The following is a 15,543-nucleotide window of genomic DNA, read 5'->3' as shown; positions in this document are numbered from 1 at the left end:
TGGGGCTCGTCCCCGGGGCCGCTACGCCGGGGAGATTGCACTCCCCGACAGCCCCCTGAGCCCCTCCCCACGGAGGGGCTTTTTTCTTGACTTCCCCCCGGTTTTCGGCCCTGATAGAGCATCCGATATACGCGGCCCCGGGGTGGGCTGCGGTCGCTCAGGGGAAATTTCAGGGTGGAGGGTACACATGGACTTTGAGGAAAAAATCTTCGAACTGGCAAAGCGCGTCCGGCTGCACAGGGACAGGCTGGAGAACGAGCAGATGACCAAGAACACGCTGGTCATGCCGTTCATCCAGGCGCTCGGGTACGATGTGTTCAACCCGGCGGAAGTTGTGGCGGAATTTTCCGCGCCCATCGGCGAATACAAGGACGCGCGCGTGGACTATGCCATCCTTGCCGATGGAAAGCCCATCCTCATCATCGAGTGCAAGACGCTTGGCACGCCGCTGGAGTTCAAACACTGCAACCAGTTGCAGATCTATTTCCACGGCACCGAGGCACCCATCGCCATCCTGACCGATGGCAACCGCTACCGCTTCTTCTCCGACCTCGAAGCGCCCAACCGCATGGACAGCAAGCCCTACATGGAGTTCACGCTGGACGACATGGAGGAGTCGCTCATCCCGGAGCTGCGCAAGCTCGCCAAGGGCCGCTTTGACCGGGACGCCTGCGTGGTGTCGGCCAATGAGCTCAAATACAACCGCGAGTTTAAGCAGGTCATGGCCAGGCAAATGGAGGAGCCGGACGAGGACTTCGTGCGCTTCTTCATCGGCAAGGTCTATGACGGCAAGATCACCCAGAACGTGCGCGAGCGCTTCACGCCCGTGCTCAAGACAGCCATGGCGCAGTTCCTCAACGACCGCATCAACGAGCGCCTGAAAAACGCCATGACCCAGCAGAAGCCGGAGCCCGAGCCGGCGGAAGACGCCGAAGCGCAGGAAGAGGCGAAGAGCGGCCCCAACATCGTGACCACGCCCGAGGAATTGCAGGCCTTCTACCTCGTCAAATCCCTGCTTATCGGCACGGTGGAGCCGGAGCGCGTGGCAATCAGGGACGCCGTGAACTTCTGCAATATCCTTCTGGACGACAAAATCACGAAGCCGCTTTTCCGGCTGCACTTCAACAAGCGCCCGTGGAAGGTCGGCCTCTTTGACGGCGATACCAAGGACGACCGGGTGGAAATCGAGAAACTGGACGACATCTTGCCGCTGGCAGACCGCATCCGCGCCACGGCGAAAAAATACGATACGGCCCAAAAGGCCAAGGAGGGGGGTGAATAATGGCGGCCTATCTCCAATTCATCGCTGGGGACTTCGGCAAGACGAAATACTATTACACGGGCAAGGATTCATTTTCAGGCAGCGGCCTGTTCGGCAAGTCGCTCTCCCTGTCAGATATTGCCTCCTGTGAAGTGCAAGGCGCCGGGGAGAACGTCAAGAAGGCCGGGGGAGCCGTAGGGGGCGCCATCATCGGCGGCGTCCTCACGGGCGGCGTGGGTGCCATCGTCGGCAGCGTGGCCGGCGGCAACCAGGTTGAAACCACGGTCGTCATCACCACACGCGATGGCAAGCAGGGGCTTGCGCGTGCCAATGGCCCCATGATGGACGCCATCCGGGGCCATTTGTTTGAATTGCAGCGCGCGCAGGCGCAAGGTGGCCTGCCCCCGGTAAAAAAGAAGCGGCCACTCTGGCAAAAGGTGGCGATTGCCATTCTGGTCATGGCGGCTATCGGGGCTGTGCTGCCAGATACCAAGAAGCAGGACGCTCAAAAAGAACCTGTGACCACGCAGCAACAGGCCGCGCCCGAAGCTGCGCCCCCGGCGCCCACATCGCAAAAGGCCAAAAAAGACCCCTGCGAGGGCATAACCCCCAAGACGTGGGACGAGGCAAGCGCCTTGTGGAAGACAAATCACCCGGAATGCAGGCCGAAAGGCAGATAGAACGAAAGGCCCCGCGCAAGCGGGGCCACTCCACAAGGGAGGTGACTGTGGCTACCGTGATAGTTGAAATCTTTTTTAAAGACGGTACCTGCACTGACCGTTTGTATGAATCTGAGGCGGAAAACCCGGAAACGGATGCCTTGGAACAGGCAAAAAAGGAATGGGGAGCGAGTGCGCGTGTCATAAGGGTCATATCAGTACAAGAGATGTGGTGCTCAAATTAAGGAATTGTTCCCCTCACCAAACTCAATACCACATGAATTAACTTCACAGGAGGGTGGAGATGAAAAAATATAGAGTGATGAATGGAGTTCGTCCACTAAATGGAGTACCGGATTTTGATAACTTTGAGGATGCCTGTGCCGCTGCGGCCAAAGCCCAAGCAGACGGCGCTACGCCAATAAGTATTTGGGGGTATGACGGGCAGGATTGGTATGATCTTGATGATAAGGGTGACATCTACGACCCCACAAGATAATATTCCCTTGACATCCCACAGATTTTATGGCGTCCTCACCTTACGGAGCCTCAGAACTCCCCAAACGACGGTCGCCATTCCGTTTGTCAATGGCTTTTTTCGTGTTCATAATTTGGCATACTGCCTTATTTGTATGAAGAATTATACATTGCTAGAAATAATCCAAGAAAAAACTGGATTATCTTTTCAGGAATCATCAGAGTTGTGGGATGCCCTCTGCGCTCAAATGTCAAATATTCTAGCTGATGCTCATGCCGTTAATATCCCCCATGTTGGAAGATTTTATATAAAACCGTCGAATGTCGAAGGCGAAGAAAATTTCAAATATCTTGGATTTACCCCGAGAAGAAAATTATTAAAACGCCTTAATGGGCTTCCGCTTGATTAAGTTCCATGTTGTAAGGTATCCCTGCTTCATCTTCGTCAACCCCTTTTAAAACTTCCTCTTGACTTTTTCAGAAATCTGTGTCTCTCTATCCCTACGGGCTTCACACCCCGTAGGCGGTATTGACGCCACCCGTAAGTTTGGCGCTTTTTTATGCCCTTTTTCCAAAGTCAAGATATATTTTGACAGTATTTAGGGCTATAATCATTGCACTAACGCCGGGTGTGCCAGATATGTCCAGGGCTTTGTCCTAAAGGCTGGCAGCGGTCCTACGCCGTGTGAACACCCGGCGCTTTCTTTTTTCAGAAAGCGCAATTCACAAACGTAGGAGTTGACATTATGGAAATGGCCCTGACCTTCAACGACGTCACCATTACTCCCATCCATTACCAAAATAGCCTGTGGATTCGTGCGGCCGAGCTTGCCCGAGCCCTCGGGTACGCCCGCGAGGACAAAGTTTCGCGCCTGTACCAGCGCAATGCGGACGAATTCACCCCGGACATGACACAAGTCATTGAAATCACCGCAGACCCCCAAAATGGGGTTCTGGCAAATGGGCGTTGCCGCATCTTCTCCCTGCGCGGCTGCCATCTTCTCGCCATGCTCGCCCGCACCGCTATTGCCAAGGCGTTCAGGAAGTGGGTTCTGGACATCCTTGACAAGCTCGCGGAGGAAGAGCGCGCGGCGCTTTGCGGGAATGTCAAGGAAATTCCCGACGGCCTCTCCACAGCCGCCAGCCGCGCCCCGCTGCGCAGTCTCGTCCATGCCTGGGCGCAGGTGTCCGGCATTTCGCATTCCGCGTTGTGGCCGCAGGTGCGGGCGCACTTCCAGCTTTCGCGCATCGACGACCTGCCGGAAAGCTGGTTGCCGGATGCGCTCGCCTTCGTGCAGGAGAAGATCGACCAGTGCGTGCAGGGGCTGCCGAATGCTGCGCCGGCTGCCGAGCTTCCCCCGGCCCCGGAGGAGCGCCCCCTCGTGTACCGGGACGGCAAGTATTATCCCATGCGCAGGAACCACAAGCACGTCGTGGGGCCGCGCGAGAAGGCCATGGTGGACTTCTGGTCTTACGAATACCCGCGCCGGGAAGCGGAAATCGAGGAGCGCTTCAAGAAGCTCATGGAGGGCATTGACACGGCCATGGGCGACACCATCCACCAGGCCGTGGCGGCAATCGGCCGGGACGCCGACACCATGTTCAGCATCTCGTGCATGTTGGAAGGCCTCTACTCCGCCGAGGACAGGGCGCGCGAATCCTTCAAGGAGGCCCTGCGCCTCGCGCGGCTGCACATGCGGATGGCGACCAGCATGGCGACGGCGCTGAACAGGTAAGGGGCGAGAAGGTAGAGGAAAAACGAGGGCCGGGAGAAATCTCGGCCCTTTTCCCGTGCCCCCCAATGGCCGCTTGACTTCCCCCGATTATGCCGTACCCTGTACAGCGGAAACGGCATCTTTATCAGAAAAAAAGAAATACCTCGTCACAAATAATATGCCGTTTCCCCTGTACTATTTGCACTATGCTGAATGCAATTTTTGTGAGCCGGCGATTCGCCTGCCACAAAAATGGACGGGAAGCCCGCTCGTCCTTCCGGATGGTCGGATGAGTCGGGCGCCGGGTGTGTCCGCACCCGGCGCCCTCGGCATGCCCTCTGGTTTTAAGGGTGAATCAGGCCTTTGCCCCAGTGCCGCCGGGAGCCTCCACTCCCGGCGGCGTCCTTATTGTTTTTTCCGCAAATAGCTGCAAATCAAGGCCACCACTACGCCCGAAACAATTTGAATGATCGCGCTCCAGAGGTAGTCCATCTGCGTGTCCTCCCTGAAGAAGGCTGCCGTATTCCCAAGTATCACGGGCGAAGCTAAACACAACCCAAAAGTCAAATGGCACGAAAAAATTTTTTGTGAGTACGGTGTCTCCCGCCCCTATGCTTTCACTTACGGAGAGCAAATCTTCTGTTCGGCTTGTGAACTTCCGTCGCATAGTATAGACTAGCCTATGCGGCATCTTCCTTTTCCCCTCATTTTCCTCTGCGCCGTGGGCTTCGCCCTCTTCACGGCGCGTATCGCCCACGCCTTCCCGGCGGAGGTGCTCTCCGTCCATGACGGGGACAGCATCACGGCCCGACGCGTGGGCCCGGTGCGGCACAAGTCGGACAAGGTGCGGGTGTACGGCATCGACTGCCCGGAACTGGACCAGCCCTATGGCGAGGAGGCGCGGGAGCTTACGGCCCGCATCCTCGACGGCAAGACTGTGGAGATCGTGCCAGCGCAGAAGGGCAAAAGCTACCGGCGGGAGGTCGGCGGCATCGTCCTTTTGGGGGATATGCTGGTCATCCAGGATACTCTCGTGAGCGCGGGCCTGGCCTGGGTGGACGACCGCTTTTGCAAGTTGCCGGTCTGCGACCTCTGGCGGCTGCACCAGCGCGAGGCCAAAGCCGCCCGGCGCGGCCTGTGGGCCGATGACGCGCCGGTGCCCCCGTGGACGTGGCGGAAGATGAAGCGCCCGCAGCGCGTGAAATAGCCCCCCCCTGCCCGACCACGCCAGGACGCCCGCACATGCCGTTTCAGCACATGCGGGCGTCCTGCACTACCTTCACTGAACCTGTCAGGATTTCAGACAAGTTCCCCGGCTGCATTTTTGAGCTCTTCGGAATTTCCGAACAGTTGCCCCTCTCCCTCACCCCCACGGGTGGTAATGCTTCACGGCGAAATACCGCCCACCGGCGAGGTAAGGCTGGATGGCCTGCCAGTAAGTCTGGCCGCAGGGCGTGGCGTTCCAGAACGCCTTGCCCGTGGTGGTGGGCACGCTGAAACTCGTACTCACGCTCCCTTCGGTGGCGCTTGCCACCGGCCCGCTCTGGCCCGTGGGCCACAGGGCGAGCGTGGCGAGGTGGCAGACGATGAGCCACAGCAGGGTCCGCCGCTTCAATATGCCCTTTTCCGGGTCGTAGGGCACGGGCGAGGCGTCCGTGTTGTCCAGCAGCAGGCAGGCCACCTCAAAGGCCTGTTCGAGCTGGCCGTCCGTGAGCAGCGGCTTGCCGCCCGGCGCGAACTTTGGGTAGGCCTCGAGGAAGCCCTTGGCATCAAAGACGACAACGGCCATGCCTACGCCCCTACCGCCGCCCCTGCTTCATCCGGCTTGGTGGTGGTGTTCTCCGGGTCGATGGGTTCGATGCCGTGGCGAAGCTCCGCCTTTTCGGCCGCCTCGTCCACGGCGTCGGCCTTGCGCTCCGCCGCGAAGATGAGGCCGTGCTGGAAGATCTCCATGCCGCCGTAGGTCTTCTTGATGTACTCCCAGTCCGTTGCGGGCACCATGGTGAGCCCGAAGGCGCCCACGGGCAGGACGCCCTTTTCCTTGCCGCGCAGGTGGGCGGCGTTGCCGTTGATGACGACCTTGCGGCCGTCCGGCATGGAGAACTGGATGCCCGTGGCGCGGTTGAGGGCCACGGCCACCATGGCCGTGCCACTGGCCTTGGCGGCCTGCGCTTCGGTTTTGGCGGCTTCGGCAGCCGTGGTGTTGACGGCCGGGGCCTGCGGGGTGTTCTGGGTTGCGCCTGTATTCTGCGCGGCTTGGGCTTCGGTCTTGGCGGCTCGTGCCATAGGTTTTCCCTCCATTTTCCGGCCCCCCGCGCTCCTGCATGATTCTGGGCGCGAGGGGCCCGGTCAGTTGTTGTTACATGCCCGTCATGGTCGCCACGGCCCACGGCTGGCGGATAAGGCCGCCGTAGGTTGAGGCGCTGAACTTCTGCCGGAAGCTGGAGAGCTCCGGCACGATGCGCCCGGCGCGCAGCTTGTCGCCGTAGGGCAGCGCCCCGGTCTCCTGGCCGCCGGCCTCGGGCGCGACCAGCATCACCGTTTCGCCCGCCGTGGCGCTGTGCATCTCGGGGAGCGTCACGATGGTGAGGCTGCTGAAATACTTGGTCAGCATGTCCAGCACGCTTACGTTGAAGTCCGTAGCGGCGCCCAGCTTGACCGCCATCTCGGGCGAGAGCACCAGCTTGAGCGGCGTGTCCTTGTCGATGATGCCGCTGGACTGCTCGGAGAGCTGCGCGAACAGAGCCAGCACGTCGTTGTAGATCTGCGTGGTGGTCTTGTCCGCCCACTTGGTGGACGTGGCGCCCCCTGCGGTGTCAACCGCCGCCGCCGTGATGGAGGCCGGCAGGTTCGGGTCGTTGAGGATGCCGTAGATTTCCTTGCCGAGCACGCCGCGCAGGGCGAAGCGGTTGGCGTCGATGTCGATGACGCGCGCCGCCGCCCGCTGCTTGGCCGCCGCGAGGTTCACCTTGGCCGCCGAGCTCATGGCCGCTTCCAGGTCGCCATAGGTGATGGAGGTCTGGAAGATGTACTGCTGGCGCGTCTGCCACTCGGAGTTCACGCCGCTGGTGGTGCCGTCGGCATAGTCCGAATAGGGCTGCGTCGTGCCCGTGATCTCGTCCACGCGCCACTTCATGTAGGGCGTGGTCCAGTCGCCCTTTTTCTGCTCGGCGAAGATTTCGCGTGCCCGGCGCGGGGCGGTCAAAATCTCGATGACCGTGGGGTCGATGTAGGCCATGAGCTCGGCCGGAACCGTGGTGTTGGGCGTGGTCACGAGGGCCGCGTCCTGGGCGATGCGGGCCATGTTCTCCCGGCTCGCCCACATGCGCGCCCCCGGGAAGATGAAGCCGAGCTCGGCGACCTGTTCAAAGGTGGGGTTCATGCTGCCTCCTTATGCGCTCGGCGGCGTGGCCGCGGGCTTGGTCATGGGGTTCCAGTTGCTGATGAGGATGAGGTCGCCGGCGCCCCCGGCCGTCTTGACCACCCAGCCGGTGTCGAGGTGCGTGGCGTCCGCCGTGCCCGTGGAAACGGAGCCGTCCTCGGTGGAGGCGAGCACGGCCTGCCCCACGGTGGCCGCTGTGGAGGACACGGCCCAGTAGTCGCCGCGCACGGCCACGGTGAGGGCCGAGCCCTCGGGCACGGTGAGCGTGCCGCTCTCCGTGAGGTCGTAGTTCACATAGTTGATGACGCGCTCCACGAAGCCGAGCACCTCGGTGGCATCTTCGGCCACGTTGGTGGCGCGGGAATCGTCGCGCACGCCGTCCTCGACCACCGGGAACACGAAGGCGCCCACGGGCAGGTCCACGGCCGCCAGCGGGTTCTGCGGGGTATAGACGCTCTGGCCGGGCGTGGCCTTGTCCCCGGCAACGCCGGGCGCCACGTCAAGGCTCACCTTGTTCTGCAAGGGCATGATGGCCTCCTTTTAGCCGATGTTGATATTGTTCAGGCCCTTGAAGGGGCCGTCATACTTGGCCGGGGCGTGGTCCTGCGCGAGCCGGGCCTGGGTGGAGGCGAGGCCCTGCTTCTGACGCAGGAGCATCTCCACCATGCCGCGCCACGCGCTGCGGCTGTAGGCGCGGGCGTCCACGCCGCTCTGCGTGAGCGCATAGCCATAGACATTGGCCGCCGAGTCGAAGGTGAGCATGTCGAGCTCGCCCACCAGCGGGCGCACATCGCGCACGGCCCTGGCGATGGCGCGCATGTTGTCCTGCGCCTGGGCCACGGCGCGCGCCTGGATGAGCGCGGCGTCGGAGGCCATGAGCGGCTTCGGGCCACGGCCGCGGGCACGGCCAAAGCGCCGCAGGGCGGCATCCTGCGCGGTGAGGTCCTCGTCCCCGGTGGCCGGATCATAGGCGAGGTCGGAAAGGCTGCTCTCCAGCTTGGCACGCTGCTCGGGCGTGAGGCCGGGCACCTCGTCGAGGATGCGGCGGATGGCGGCCGCCTTGTCCTCGTCCTTGCCCATGGCCTTTTTCGCGCCCTCGGCCTCGTGCTCGGCGTCGAGCTTCTTGCGCTCCTCGGGGTTGCGCTCCAGCTTTTCACCGTACTTGACGCCTTCGGCGAAGGCGCGGCTCTCCTGCGGGTTCTCGGCGTCCAGCCCGCAGGAATCCATGGCCTTCTTCATGCCTTCGGATTCATGCTCGCGGTCGAGCTTTTCCCGCTCGGCCGGGTCGCGCATCAGGGCCTCGCCGTACTTGACGCCCTCGGCAAAGGCCTCCTGCGCGTCCTCGTCGTCGGAATCGAGGCCGCACTTGTCCATGGCCTGCCTGATGTCCTCGTCCACGGCGCCCTTTTCCGGGGCCGGGTCGGCGTCGCCCGTGGCCTTGGAATAGGCGAGGCCATTGAGCGCATCGGTGAGCTTCTTCACCTCGTCCGGCTCGAGCTTGGCGGAAAGCTCGCCCATGAGCTTGCGGATTTCGGCCGCCTTGTCCTCGTCCTCGGTGATGTCCACGATTTCCCCGGTCTGGGGGTCTACCTTGTGCAGGTCGATGATGGCCTGCGCAAGGTCCACTTCCTGCCGCTCGATGTCCGGGTTGGCGTCGCGCGCGCCCCGGAACCAGTTTTTCACCCTCATGACAGCTCCTTTGATGAGGTTGGGTTTGTGGGTTTGGGCAGTGGCATGGTCGCCCGCGGGGGCCTTGGCAGGCCGTTCCGCAGGGCGCACATTGACAACTTCCATTTGCGGGATTATTTTTTCTTCGTCACAGCCGATTTTGTCCCGCATGATGCGGTTCCGCCCGTAAGGCAGGGGGACAGAATCGGCTGCGTTTTTGTTTTTTCCCGTCCTCTCCTCATAATTCTTTGTTCCCTCACGGCTGAGGTTATAGACGTTGTGCCGCGGTGTAGCTGCATGACGCTCTGCCACATCGACAATGGCCTCCCTGGGACCCTCTGTCGTGTCCACAGTCTTGCGGTAGGTGTGGAACCTCGAAATCTCTGAATGCCCGTGAGCCGGCGCCTCCGGGCGGTAGTCTCCCGACTTGATGATTTCAGGCATATGAGGCACGAGCGCTGCCTTCACCGGGTCTGCTGTCATATCCTTCTTCAGTTCACGCCACCCGCGGCCCGTGAAGGCGGCTTCTATCGGCCCTGCGTCCGTCCGCGCCTCAACGTGTCTGCCCTGCAATTTCTCCTTATAGTACTCATGGGCGGCTTTCTTGTGGTTGCCGCCATGCTTCTGCACCAGAGCGTCAAAATGCGCGGTATCCGGCGCCGTGGACTCGATCGGGCGCGACTGGTAGGGCTCCCCTTTGGGCTTCTGCCCCACATTCCCCTTGTCGATTTGACCGTCCTTGAAATGGATGCGCTTGCCGTTCTCGGTTGTGGCCCAGCCGTCGCCTTCTTTTGCATCCAGCGCCGCATCGGCCACCACCACGTCCGGCCCGGCGCGGCCCTCCTCCACCAGGGCCACATGGTTGCCCCGGATGTGGCGCATGATGAAGTCGTACTCGACGCCCTCGTGTGTACCCGGCGTGAATTCCGGCTCGTAGCGGTAGGCGCAGGAAAGCTCGCGGAAGGAGCCGTCGCGGATGGCGTCGATGGCCTCGCGGTCCCAGACAGTGAGCGGCGCGTCGATGTAGGGCGCGTTCCACACGGCCTTGCCCACGGCGCCCACGCGGGTGAGCTTTTCGGGCTCGTCCGCGCTGTCCGGGTGGTGCTCGATGTGCAGGGGCAGGCCCTCCCAGGTGGGCAGCGAGGCCTTGAGCTCGTCCGGCGCCCGGAAGCCGTAATAGATGCGCTCCGGGTCCAGCCCCAGCCGCTCCCAGCCGGGGATTTCCCGGCCATAGTACGGGTTCACCGTGGCCTTGGTGATGTGCGAGCTTGCCACGTGCAGAAAGCCGTTGGCGTCCACGCTGCGGGCGCTGGGGGCCGCGTCGAAGGTGAGCTTTGCGTCCCTCATGCCGATGCCCTCCTGAGCAGCTTCGCGATTTCGGGCGTCACCTCGTCCCCGAACTCGGGCACGAAATCCCGATAGGTGCACTGGCAGGCCACAAGCTCGCCGGGAAGCACCTTGCGCTTCACCTCGCTGTCCCACATGCCTTCGGAGAGCAGGAAGGGCTTGCCGTTCATGGCCTTGTGCGTGGCGCGGCTGGTATATTTGCCGGGGATGTGCACCCAGATGCCCACCTTGACGCCCAGGCGCTCGCTCTCCACGCGCTTGATGGCCTCGGTTGCCTTGTTGGCCTGGTCGCGGGCGATGAGGTCGGCGCGGCGGCGCGTGAGCTTATAGCGCTTCTCAAGCTCGTCGGTGAGGAAGGCGAGGTCGCGCCCCATGCTGATGGAGCGCTGCACAAGGCCCGTGACGTCGGAGTAATACTGCTTCGGGATGGAGGTGATGAGGCTGACATTTTCCGCGATGAGCGCCTGCACCACGTCGTTTTTTGCGCGGCTCGGGTCCATCTTCACGGTGAAGCCCGCATCCTTGAAGGCCTGCTCGTAGCTGCTGGTGGTATGCCGGGCCGACTTGCGGACGAAGTCCTCGGCGATCTTCCGGGCCTTCTCGCTCCAGCGGCGCATCCAGTAGCGGAAGAGGCGGCTGAGCACCTTCTGCATCATGCGCGCGGGGGAGGCGTCCTGCGCGAAGGCCAGCGCGGAGTCGATGACGCTGTCGGCCACGATGCGGGCCTCGTCCTTGCGGTAGGCCGCGCGCAGCCACCAGACTGTCGAGCGCTGCATCTCGTCGATGAGGCGGTGCAACTGGCGGCGGTAGGCGGCGCGGACGCCCGCATTGGGGTGCACGAGGCGCAGGACCTTAGCCATACACTGCCCCCGCCTTGTCCACGTCGTCCACGTCCCCCGGCTCGTCCTCCATGCCCGGCGGCACGGCCCCGACTTCGCCCACGCCCTCGGGAACCGCCTCGGGGTCGATGTCCGCAAAGGGGCTGTCGCTGTCCTTGACGAGCGCCGCACGCGCTTCCTCGGCGCTGATAACGCCGCGGTCGAGATAGACGGCCACGGTGTCCGCACGGGTTTTCTGCTGTGTGGCCAGCGCCGCGCGGTCCTCCTCGCCGAGCGGGGCGAAGTCGAAGTCGAGGCCACGGTCGATGGCCCGAAACTCGTGCAGCTGGATGCACTCGAGCGCCCGCCTGATACCGGGACGGAGCACCTTTTCCTGCTGGCTCGTGATGTGGTCGTAGTAGTTGCGGATGTCGCTCTCGCCCGTGGCGTTGAAGCCCGAGGGCGAGATGCCGAGCAGCTTCACGGCCGGGGTGCGGTTGAGCGCCGCGAGAAATTCCAGCGCCTGGCGCACGATGTCCGTCACCCCGGAAAGCGGGGTCTCCAGCTTGATGACGTCCTCGCTGTCCTTGTCCACGGCCAGAACGCCGTCGTTGCTCATGGTCTGCACCATGTAACGCACGCGCCGGTCGAGGTTCGCCGTGCCCTGCGCCGAGAGCAGGATTTCCTGCAGGTTCGTCTTGAGCACGGTCATGGAGAACTTCTTGAGCAGGCGCGCCTCGGCGGTGCGGCACTCCTGAAAGTGGAGGATGTAGTCCCAGAGGATCTGCGCCTGCGGGAGGCCCATGAAGTTGTATGCCGGCCGGAGCAGGATGGGCAGCTCATTGGCCACCAGACGGATGAGGCGGCTCTTGTGGACGCGCTCGCCGAGCACCCACCACCAGCGCGGCCGGAAATAGTCAGCCCGGAGCGGGGAAATGGAATTGTACTCGCCGGGAAAGACGTTCACCGGGTCAATCACCGTGAAGCGCAGCGGGCGGCCGGGGGCCAGTTCCCCGCTTGAGGGGCCGAGGTGGAGCGGGTCAATGAGTTGGTCGCCGTCCGCGCCCGTGTCGATGAACACAAAGGCCCCGCCCTCATAGCCCACGAGCTCGGCCGCCTCGTGGAACACGCTCTGGAGGTCGTAGCGCGCGAGCGCCGCTTCCAGCTCCTTGAGGCGGTCACTGGCGTCACCCGCGTCCTCCGTGTCCGATGATCCACCGCGCAGGGTGATCCATTCGCGGGTCATGTCGTCGGCAACGGTCTCGATGCAGGCCCGCAAAAGGCCGTTCTGCGCCATGTTTTGCAACGCCCCGTAGCCCATGAACTGCGGCGCCGCAGCCTGCCCGAGCTGGAAGGTGTGCTGGAGCAGGGTATAGACGCCGCCATCTGCGAGCTGGCTGTCCAGCGCGAGGCGCACCTTTTCGCTGGCCCCGAGGGTGCGCGGCGGCCCGTAGAGCCGGCGCACCTCGTCCGGGGTGAGCGGCACGCCGCCGGGCATCCCGCCGCCCACGTCCGGGTGGAGTGACAGACGGGGCGACGGGACGGGCCGGCCCTGCGGGGAGGGCGCGCAGGGCGCGGCCTGCGGCGTGGCGGGGAGGGAAAGGCGGCGCTTGCGGCGGCTCATGCGAGGCCCCCGAAGCGCGAGAGGTTGGGCGGCATGGCCGGGCGCAAAATGGCGGGATTGATGTTGAGCCCCCGCTTGCGCTCCATGTCGCGCAGGGCCTGCGTGGTGGCGTCCACCTGGTCGTCGTGGGCAGCGCCTGGGAACTGCGTGAGCTCGGCCACATAGTCGGACGCCCATTCGCAATGCTGCGGATGCGGGATGTGGACGTTCCCGGCCTCAAAGAGGGCGGTCACGGCATGGGCGCGGGCGGTCTTGCTGCCGTCCGGCTCCACCGGGATGATGCCGGGCACATGGTGCTTGAGACTGTCGATGACAGCCGGACCGTTGGCCTTGTCCTCCACCAGCTTGCGCGTGGCGCGGGGCCACTTGTCGGCAAGGGCGCGGAAGGCCGCCAGCGTGTCCGTGAAGCCCATGCGGGCGCGCACCTGATCGAGCAGGTAGCGGTCCGCCCCCTTGCGGCCCCACACCTGCCCGACAACGTAGTCGGTGTCGTCGCCGTCTTTGAAGGTCATGTCCCACGAGATGAGCAGCTGGTCGAACTTCGCGGGCAGATCCTTGGGGAGCCAGTAGCGCAGCCACTCGGCCTTGAAGATGTTGCCGCCGTCGGGCGTGGGGTGCTGCTGGTACAGCGCCTCCCAGTCGCGCGAGCCGATGGCCTTCCTGATGGCCGCGAGCTGCGCGAGCGGGTAGCGCTCCGGGTGCAGGGCCTCGCCGCGCATGCGGTACTTCTCGTCCTCTTCGGCGATGGCCGGAAAGTTGACCACGCGCCACGCATCGCCCTCGCCCGTGCGCGCGGCCTCGAGGAGCCGCCCGGAGAGGTCGTCCATGTGCCAGCGCGTGTTGATGACGAGGATGCCCCCGCCGGGCGCCAGGCGCGTGTAGAGCGTGGAGGTGTACCACTCCCACACCTTGCGGCGGATGGTGGGGCTGTCGGCCTCGGCGCGGTCCTTGAAGGGGTCGTCCACGATGAGGATGTCGCCGCCCATGCCGGTGATGCCGCCGCCCACGCCGGCGGAGCGGTAGCTGCCCCGGTGGTCCACTATCTCGAACAGGTCGGAATTGCGCAGGTAGTTGCCGGATGCCACGGTGCGGATGTTCTTGGCGGAAAGGCGCGTCTCCGGGAAGATGGCCTGGTATTCCGGCTGCTCCATGACGCGCTGCACGTCGCGGTTGAGGCGGGAGGACAGGTCGGCGCTGTAGGACGTACCGATGATGGACATATCCGGGAAGCGCCCGAACACATAGGCCGGGAAGCGGCGGCTGGCGAGCTCGCTCTTGCCGTGGCGCGGCGGCATACAGAGCATGAGGCGCGGGGATTCGCCCGCGTGCACGGCGCGCAGGAAGGCGTCGAGCTCTTCGCATATCTCACGGTGCACCCAGCCCATGACATAGCCGGGCGTGGTCTCGTGGATGAAGGCCCGGAAGTTGAGGGCCGCCAGCTCGCGCCGGAGCGCGAGGCCAAGCTTGCGCGGGGAAATGCCGTTCATTGCCGTACCCTCGTGCCCAGGCCCTCGCCATAGGCGGCATCCACGAGGGACGAAATTTTCTCCGGCGACGCGGCGCCCAAGTCCACCTTGACGGAGACATCCGCGGCGCGGGCCTCCTCGGCGCTGTCCTTGATGCCCCATGCCCGGCGCTCGCCCTCCTGCCGTATCTTCAGGGTCTCGGCGGTGATTTTCGCGAGCTTGGCCTTGTCGAAATCGCCTGCGGCCAAAGCCTCGTCGATGAGCTGCTGGTGCCGCTCCCATTCCTCTTTATGGCGGCGCATGACGGCGGCCTTGGCGTCGGCCGCGCGGTCAAGTGCCTCGGCCTTTTTTTGGGGGTTAACGGTGTTAACGATGCCGTTAACCTTCGCTTCGGCCAGCCGGTTCACCGCCCCGGAAATATCCTGAACCCATCCTTCCCGCTTGGCGCGTTGGGAAATGGCGGCCTTGGTGACGCCATGGCGCCGAGAAAGGGCACCCATGGTGCTTCCCGTCTCGTACTCCGCCCGGATGGTTTCCCAGTCAAAACGCGCTGCCATACCTACTCCAACAAGCCCCCCGAAGGGGCGAAATCACGGCGGCCATTCTCAGCCGCCCGGGGGCTTTCCCTTGCGCGAATTATCGGGCCTGCGGAGCTCTCCCGACCGCTTCCCCGCGAGGGGCGCCGGCTTCCCGTCGTCGAAGTGCCAGCCTTTCAGGACCGCGCCCGTTTATCCGTTACGCCCGCCCAGGGGCCGATCGGCGCCCGGGGGGTGTGGCGCCGCGCAAGTTGAAAAATGCCGGTTATTGTTTTGCGCCACGCAACAGGATTTTGAGGTCGCTCTTCATGTCCGCGAGCGTTTCCTGGATGACGCCAAAATTCGCTTCCAGGCGGATGATGCGCTTTTCGTGCTCTTCCGCCTTGGTGGTGTTGCTTCTGATTTGTTCGCCCTTTTCCATCTCGTGCCGGGCGGCATCCCGCTGGAGGATGGCGATTTTCTCCTCGGTGCGGGCTGTCTGGATTTTGTCATTCACCAGCCCCCCGCCGATGGTGATGCCCGCGGAGAGCAACACGCAGAGCAGGGGTATCCCCCCTTTCGCCAGCGTTTCCTTGACCTTCTGCTCCATC

16 protein-coding genes are annotated in these 15,543 nt (G+C 63.5%); 6 read left to right on the top strand and 10 right to left on the bottom strand.

What is annotated here, in order from left to right; translation table 11 throughout:
- The first annotated feature begins 187 nt into the window (after nucleotides 1–187).
- The 6 genes from HDR50_RS06800 to HDR50_RS06775 all read left to right on the top strand — a co-directional run bounded on the left by HDR50_RS06800 (nucleotide 188) and on the right by HDR50_RS06775 (nucleotide 5,319).
- Complete coding sequence (locus tag HDR50_RS06800) at nucleotides 188–1,282, top strand: type I restriction endonuclease (protein ID WP_291357155.1); 1,095 nt, start codon at nucleotides 188–190, stop codon at nucleotides 1,280–1,282.
- Nucleotides 1,282–1,941, top strand: coding sequence for a hypothetical protein (locus tag HDR50_RS06795; RefSeq protein ID WP_291357153.1), 660 nt, complete (start codon nucleotides 1,282–1,284; stop codon nucleotides 1,939–1,941). The genes HDR50_RS06800 and HDR50_RS06795 overlap by 1 nt, the downstream gene beginning before the upstream one ends.
- Nucleotides 1,942–2,224: 283 nt before the next feature.
- Nucleotides 2,225–2,419, top strand: a complete 195-nt coding sequence (locus tag HDR50_RS06790) for a hypothetical protein (RefSeq protein WP_291357151.1) — start codon at nucleotides 2,225–2,227, stop codon at nucleotides 2,417–2,419.
- 133 nt (nucleotides 2,420–2,552) lie between these two features.
- Nucleotides 2,553–2,807, top strand: a complete 255-nt coding sequence (locus HDR50_RS06785; protein ID WP_291357149.1) for an HU family DNA-binding protein — start codon at nucleotides 2,553–2,555, stop codon at nucleotides 2,805–2,807.
- Between the two features lie 336 nt (nucleotides 2,808–3,143).
- On the top strand, nucleotides 3,144–4,133 hold the full coding sequence (locus HDR50_RS06780) for a BRO family protein (RefSeq protein ID WP_291357147.1): 990 nt from the start codon (nucleotides 3,144–3,146) through the stop codon (nucleotides 4,131–4,133).
- A gap of 661 nt (nucleotides 4,134–4,794) precedes the next feature.
- The gene (locus HDR50_RS06775; RefSeq protein ID WP_291357145.1) at nucleotides 4,795–5,319 is read left to right on the top strand and encodes a thermonuclease family protein; all 525 of its coding nucleotides are present in this window, start codon (nucleotides 4,795–4,797) and stop codon (nucleotides 5,317–5,319) included.
- 156 nt (nucleotides 5,320–5,475) lie between these two features.
- Here the strand turns inward: HDR50_RS06775 and HDR50_RS06770 are convergent, their stop codons facing one another.
- From HDR50_RS06770 to HDR50_RS06725, 10 genes are all read right to left on the bottom strand, one after another.
- Nucleotides 5,476–5,901, bottom strand: a complete 426-nt coding sequence (locus tag HDR50_RS06770; protein ID WP_291357143.1) for a DUF4054 domain-containing protein — start codon at nucleotides 5,899–5,901, stop codon at nucleotides 5,476–5,478.
- A gap of 2 nt (nucleotides 5,902–5,903) precedes the next feature.
- A complete protein-coding gene (locus HDR50_RS06765) occupies nucleotides 5,904–6,398 on the bottom strand; it encodes a hypothetical protein (RefSeq protein ID WP_291357142.1) in 495 nt (164 codons plus the stop codon).
- 73 nt (nucleotides 6,399–6,471) lie between these two features.
- Nucleotides 6,472–7,494, bottom strand: a complete 1,023-nt coding sequence (locus tag HDR50_RS06760; RefSeq protein WP_291357139.1) for a major capsid family protein — start codon at nucleotides 7,492–7,494, stop codon at nucleotides 6,472–6,474.
- A 9-nt stretch (nucleotides 7,495–7,503) separates the two neighbouring features.
- Nucleotides 7,504–8,022, bottom strand: coding sequence for a hypothetical protein (locus HDR50_RS06755; protein ID WP_291357137.1), 519 nt, complete (start codon nucleotides 8,020–8,022; stop codon nucleotides 7,504–7,506).
- A gap of 12 nt (nucleotides 8,023–8,034) precedes the next feature.
- Nucleotides 8,035–10,509, bottom strand: a complete 2,475-nt coding sequence (locus HDR50_RS06750) for a DUF2213 domain-containing protein (protein ID WP_291357135.1) — start codon at nucleotides 10,507–10,509, stop codon at nucleotides 8,035–8,037.
- Entirely contained in the window at nucleotides 10,506–11,369 is an 864-nt protein-coding gene (locus HDR50_RS06745; RefSeq protein ID WP_291357133.1) for a phage minor head protein, read from the bottom strand. Before HDR50_RS06745 ends, HDR50_RS06750 begins: the two co-directional genes overlap by 4 nt.
- Entirely contained in the window at nucleotides 11,362–12,951 is a 1,590-nt protein-coding gene (locus tag HDR50_RS06740) for a DUF1073 domain-containing protein (protein WP_291357131.1), read from the bottom strand. The genes HDR50_RS06745 and HDR50_RS06740 overlap by 8 nt, the downstream gene beginning before the upstream one ends.
- Nucleotides 12,948–14,438 carry a phage terminase large subunit gene (terL, locus tag HDR50_RS06735; protein ID WP_291357129.1) on the bottom strand — a complete coding sequence of 497 codons (1,491 nt, stop codon included), beginning with the start codon at nucleotides 14,436–14,438 and terminating at the stop codon, nucleotides 12,948–12,950. Before terL ends, HDR50_RS06740 begins: the two co-directional genes overlap by 4 nt.
- Complete coding sequence (locus tag HDR50_RS06730; protein ID WP_291357127.1) at nucleotides 14,435–14,974, bottom strand: hypothetical protein; 540 nt, start codon at nucleotides 14,972–14,974, stop codon at nucleotides 14,435–14,437. Before HDR50_RS06730 ends, terL begins: the two co-directional genes overlap by 4 nt.
- A 244-nt stretch (nucleotides 14,975–15,218) precedes the next feature.
- On the bottom strand, nucleotides 15,219–15,542 hold the full coding sequence (locus HDR50_RS06725; RefSeq protein ID WP_291357125.1) for a hypothetical protein: 324 nt from the start codon (nucleotides 15,540–15,542) through the stop codon (nucleotides 15,219–15,221).
- Nucleotide 15,543: the final 1 nt, after the last annotated feature.

This window comes from Desulfovibrio sp., from assembly GCF_014803725.1.
Lineage (GTDB): Bacteria > Desulfobacterota > Desulfovibrionia > Desulfovibrionales > Desulfovibrionaceae > Desulfovibrio.
The sequence above is the reverse complement of the archived record's forward strand: the minus strand, read 5'-3'. Positions and strand labels throughout refer to the sequence as shown.

Bases quoted from the DNA above. Each gene is read 5' to 3' on its own strand.
- HDR50_RS06765 (WP_291357142.1), bottom strand. From the start codon at position 6,398: ATGGCACGAGCCGCCAAGACCGAAGCCCAAGCCGCGCAGAATACAGGC.
- terL (WP_291357129.1), bottom strand. From the start codon at position 14,438: ATGAACGGCATTTCCCCGCGCAAGCTTGGCCTCGCGCTCCGGCGCGAG.
- HDR50_RS06760 (WP_291357139.1), bottom strand. From the start codon at position 7,494: ATGAACCCCACCTTTGAACAGGTCGCCGAGCTCGGCTTCATCTTCCCG.
- HDR50_RS06740 (WP_291357131.1), bottom strand. From the start codon at position 12,951: ATGAGCCGCCGCAAGCGCCGCCTTTCCCTCCCCGCCACGCCGCAGGCC.
- HDR50_RS06800 (WP_291357155.1), top strand. From the start codon at position 188: ATGGACTTTGAGGAAAAAATCTTCGAACTGGCAAAGCGCGTCCGGCTG.
- HDR50_RS06795 (WP_291357153.1), top strand. From the start codon at position 1,282: ATGGCGGCCTATCTCCAATTCATCGCTGGGGACTTCGGCAAGACGAAA.
- HDR50_RS06790 (WP_291357151.1), top strand. From the start codon at position 2,225: ATGAAAAAATATAGAGTGATGAATGGAGTTCGTCCACTAAATGGAGTA.
- HDR50_RS06785 (WP_291357149.1), top strand. From the start codon at position 2,553: ATGAAGAATTATACATTGCTAGAAATAATCCAAGAAAAAACTGGATTA.
- HDR50_RS06770 (WP_291357143.1), bottom strand. From the start codon at position 5,901: ATGGCCGTTGTCGTCTTTGATGCCAAGGGCTTCCTCGAGGCCTACCCA.
- HDR50_RS06780 (WP_291357147.1), top strand. From the start codon at position 3,144: ATGGAAATGGCCCTGACCTTCAACGACGTCACCATTACTCCCATCCAT.
- HDR50_RS06730 (WP_291357127.1), bottom strand. From the start codon at position 14,974: ATGGCAGCGCGTTTTGACTGGGAAACCATCCGGGCGGAGTACGAGACG.
- HDR50_RS06775 (WP_291357145.1), top strand. From the start codon at position 4,795: ATGCGGCATCTTCCTTTTCCCCTCATTTTCCTCTGCGCCGTGGGCTTC.
- HDR50_RS06750 (WP_291357135.1), bottom strand. From the start codon at position 10,509: ATGAGGGACGCAAAGCTCACCTTCGACGCGGCCCCCAGCGCCCGCAGC.
- HDR50_RS06745 (WP_291357133.1), bottom strand. From the start codon at position 11,369: ATGGCTAAGGTCCTGCGCCTCGTGCACCCCAATGCGGGCGTCCGCGCC.
- HDR50_RS06725 (WP_291357125.1), bottom strand. From the start codon at position 15,542: ATGGAGCAGAAGGTCAAGGAAACGCTGGCGAAAGGGGGGATACCCCTG.
- HDR50_RS06755 (WP_291357137.1), bottom strand. From the start codon at position 8,022: ATGCCCTTGCAGAACAAGGTGAGCCTTGACGTGGCGCCCGGCGTTGCC.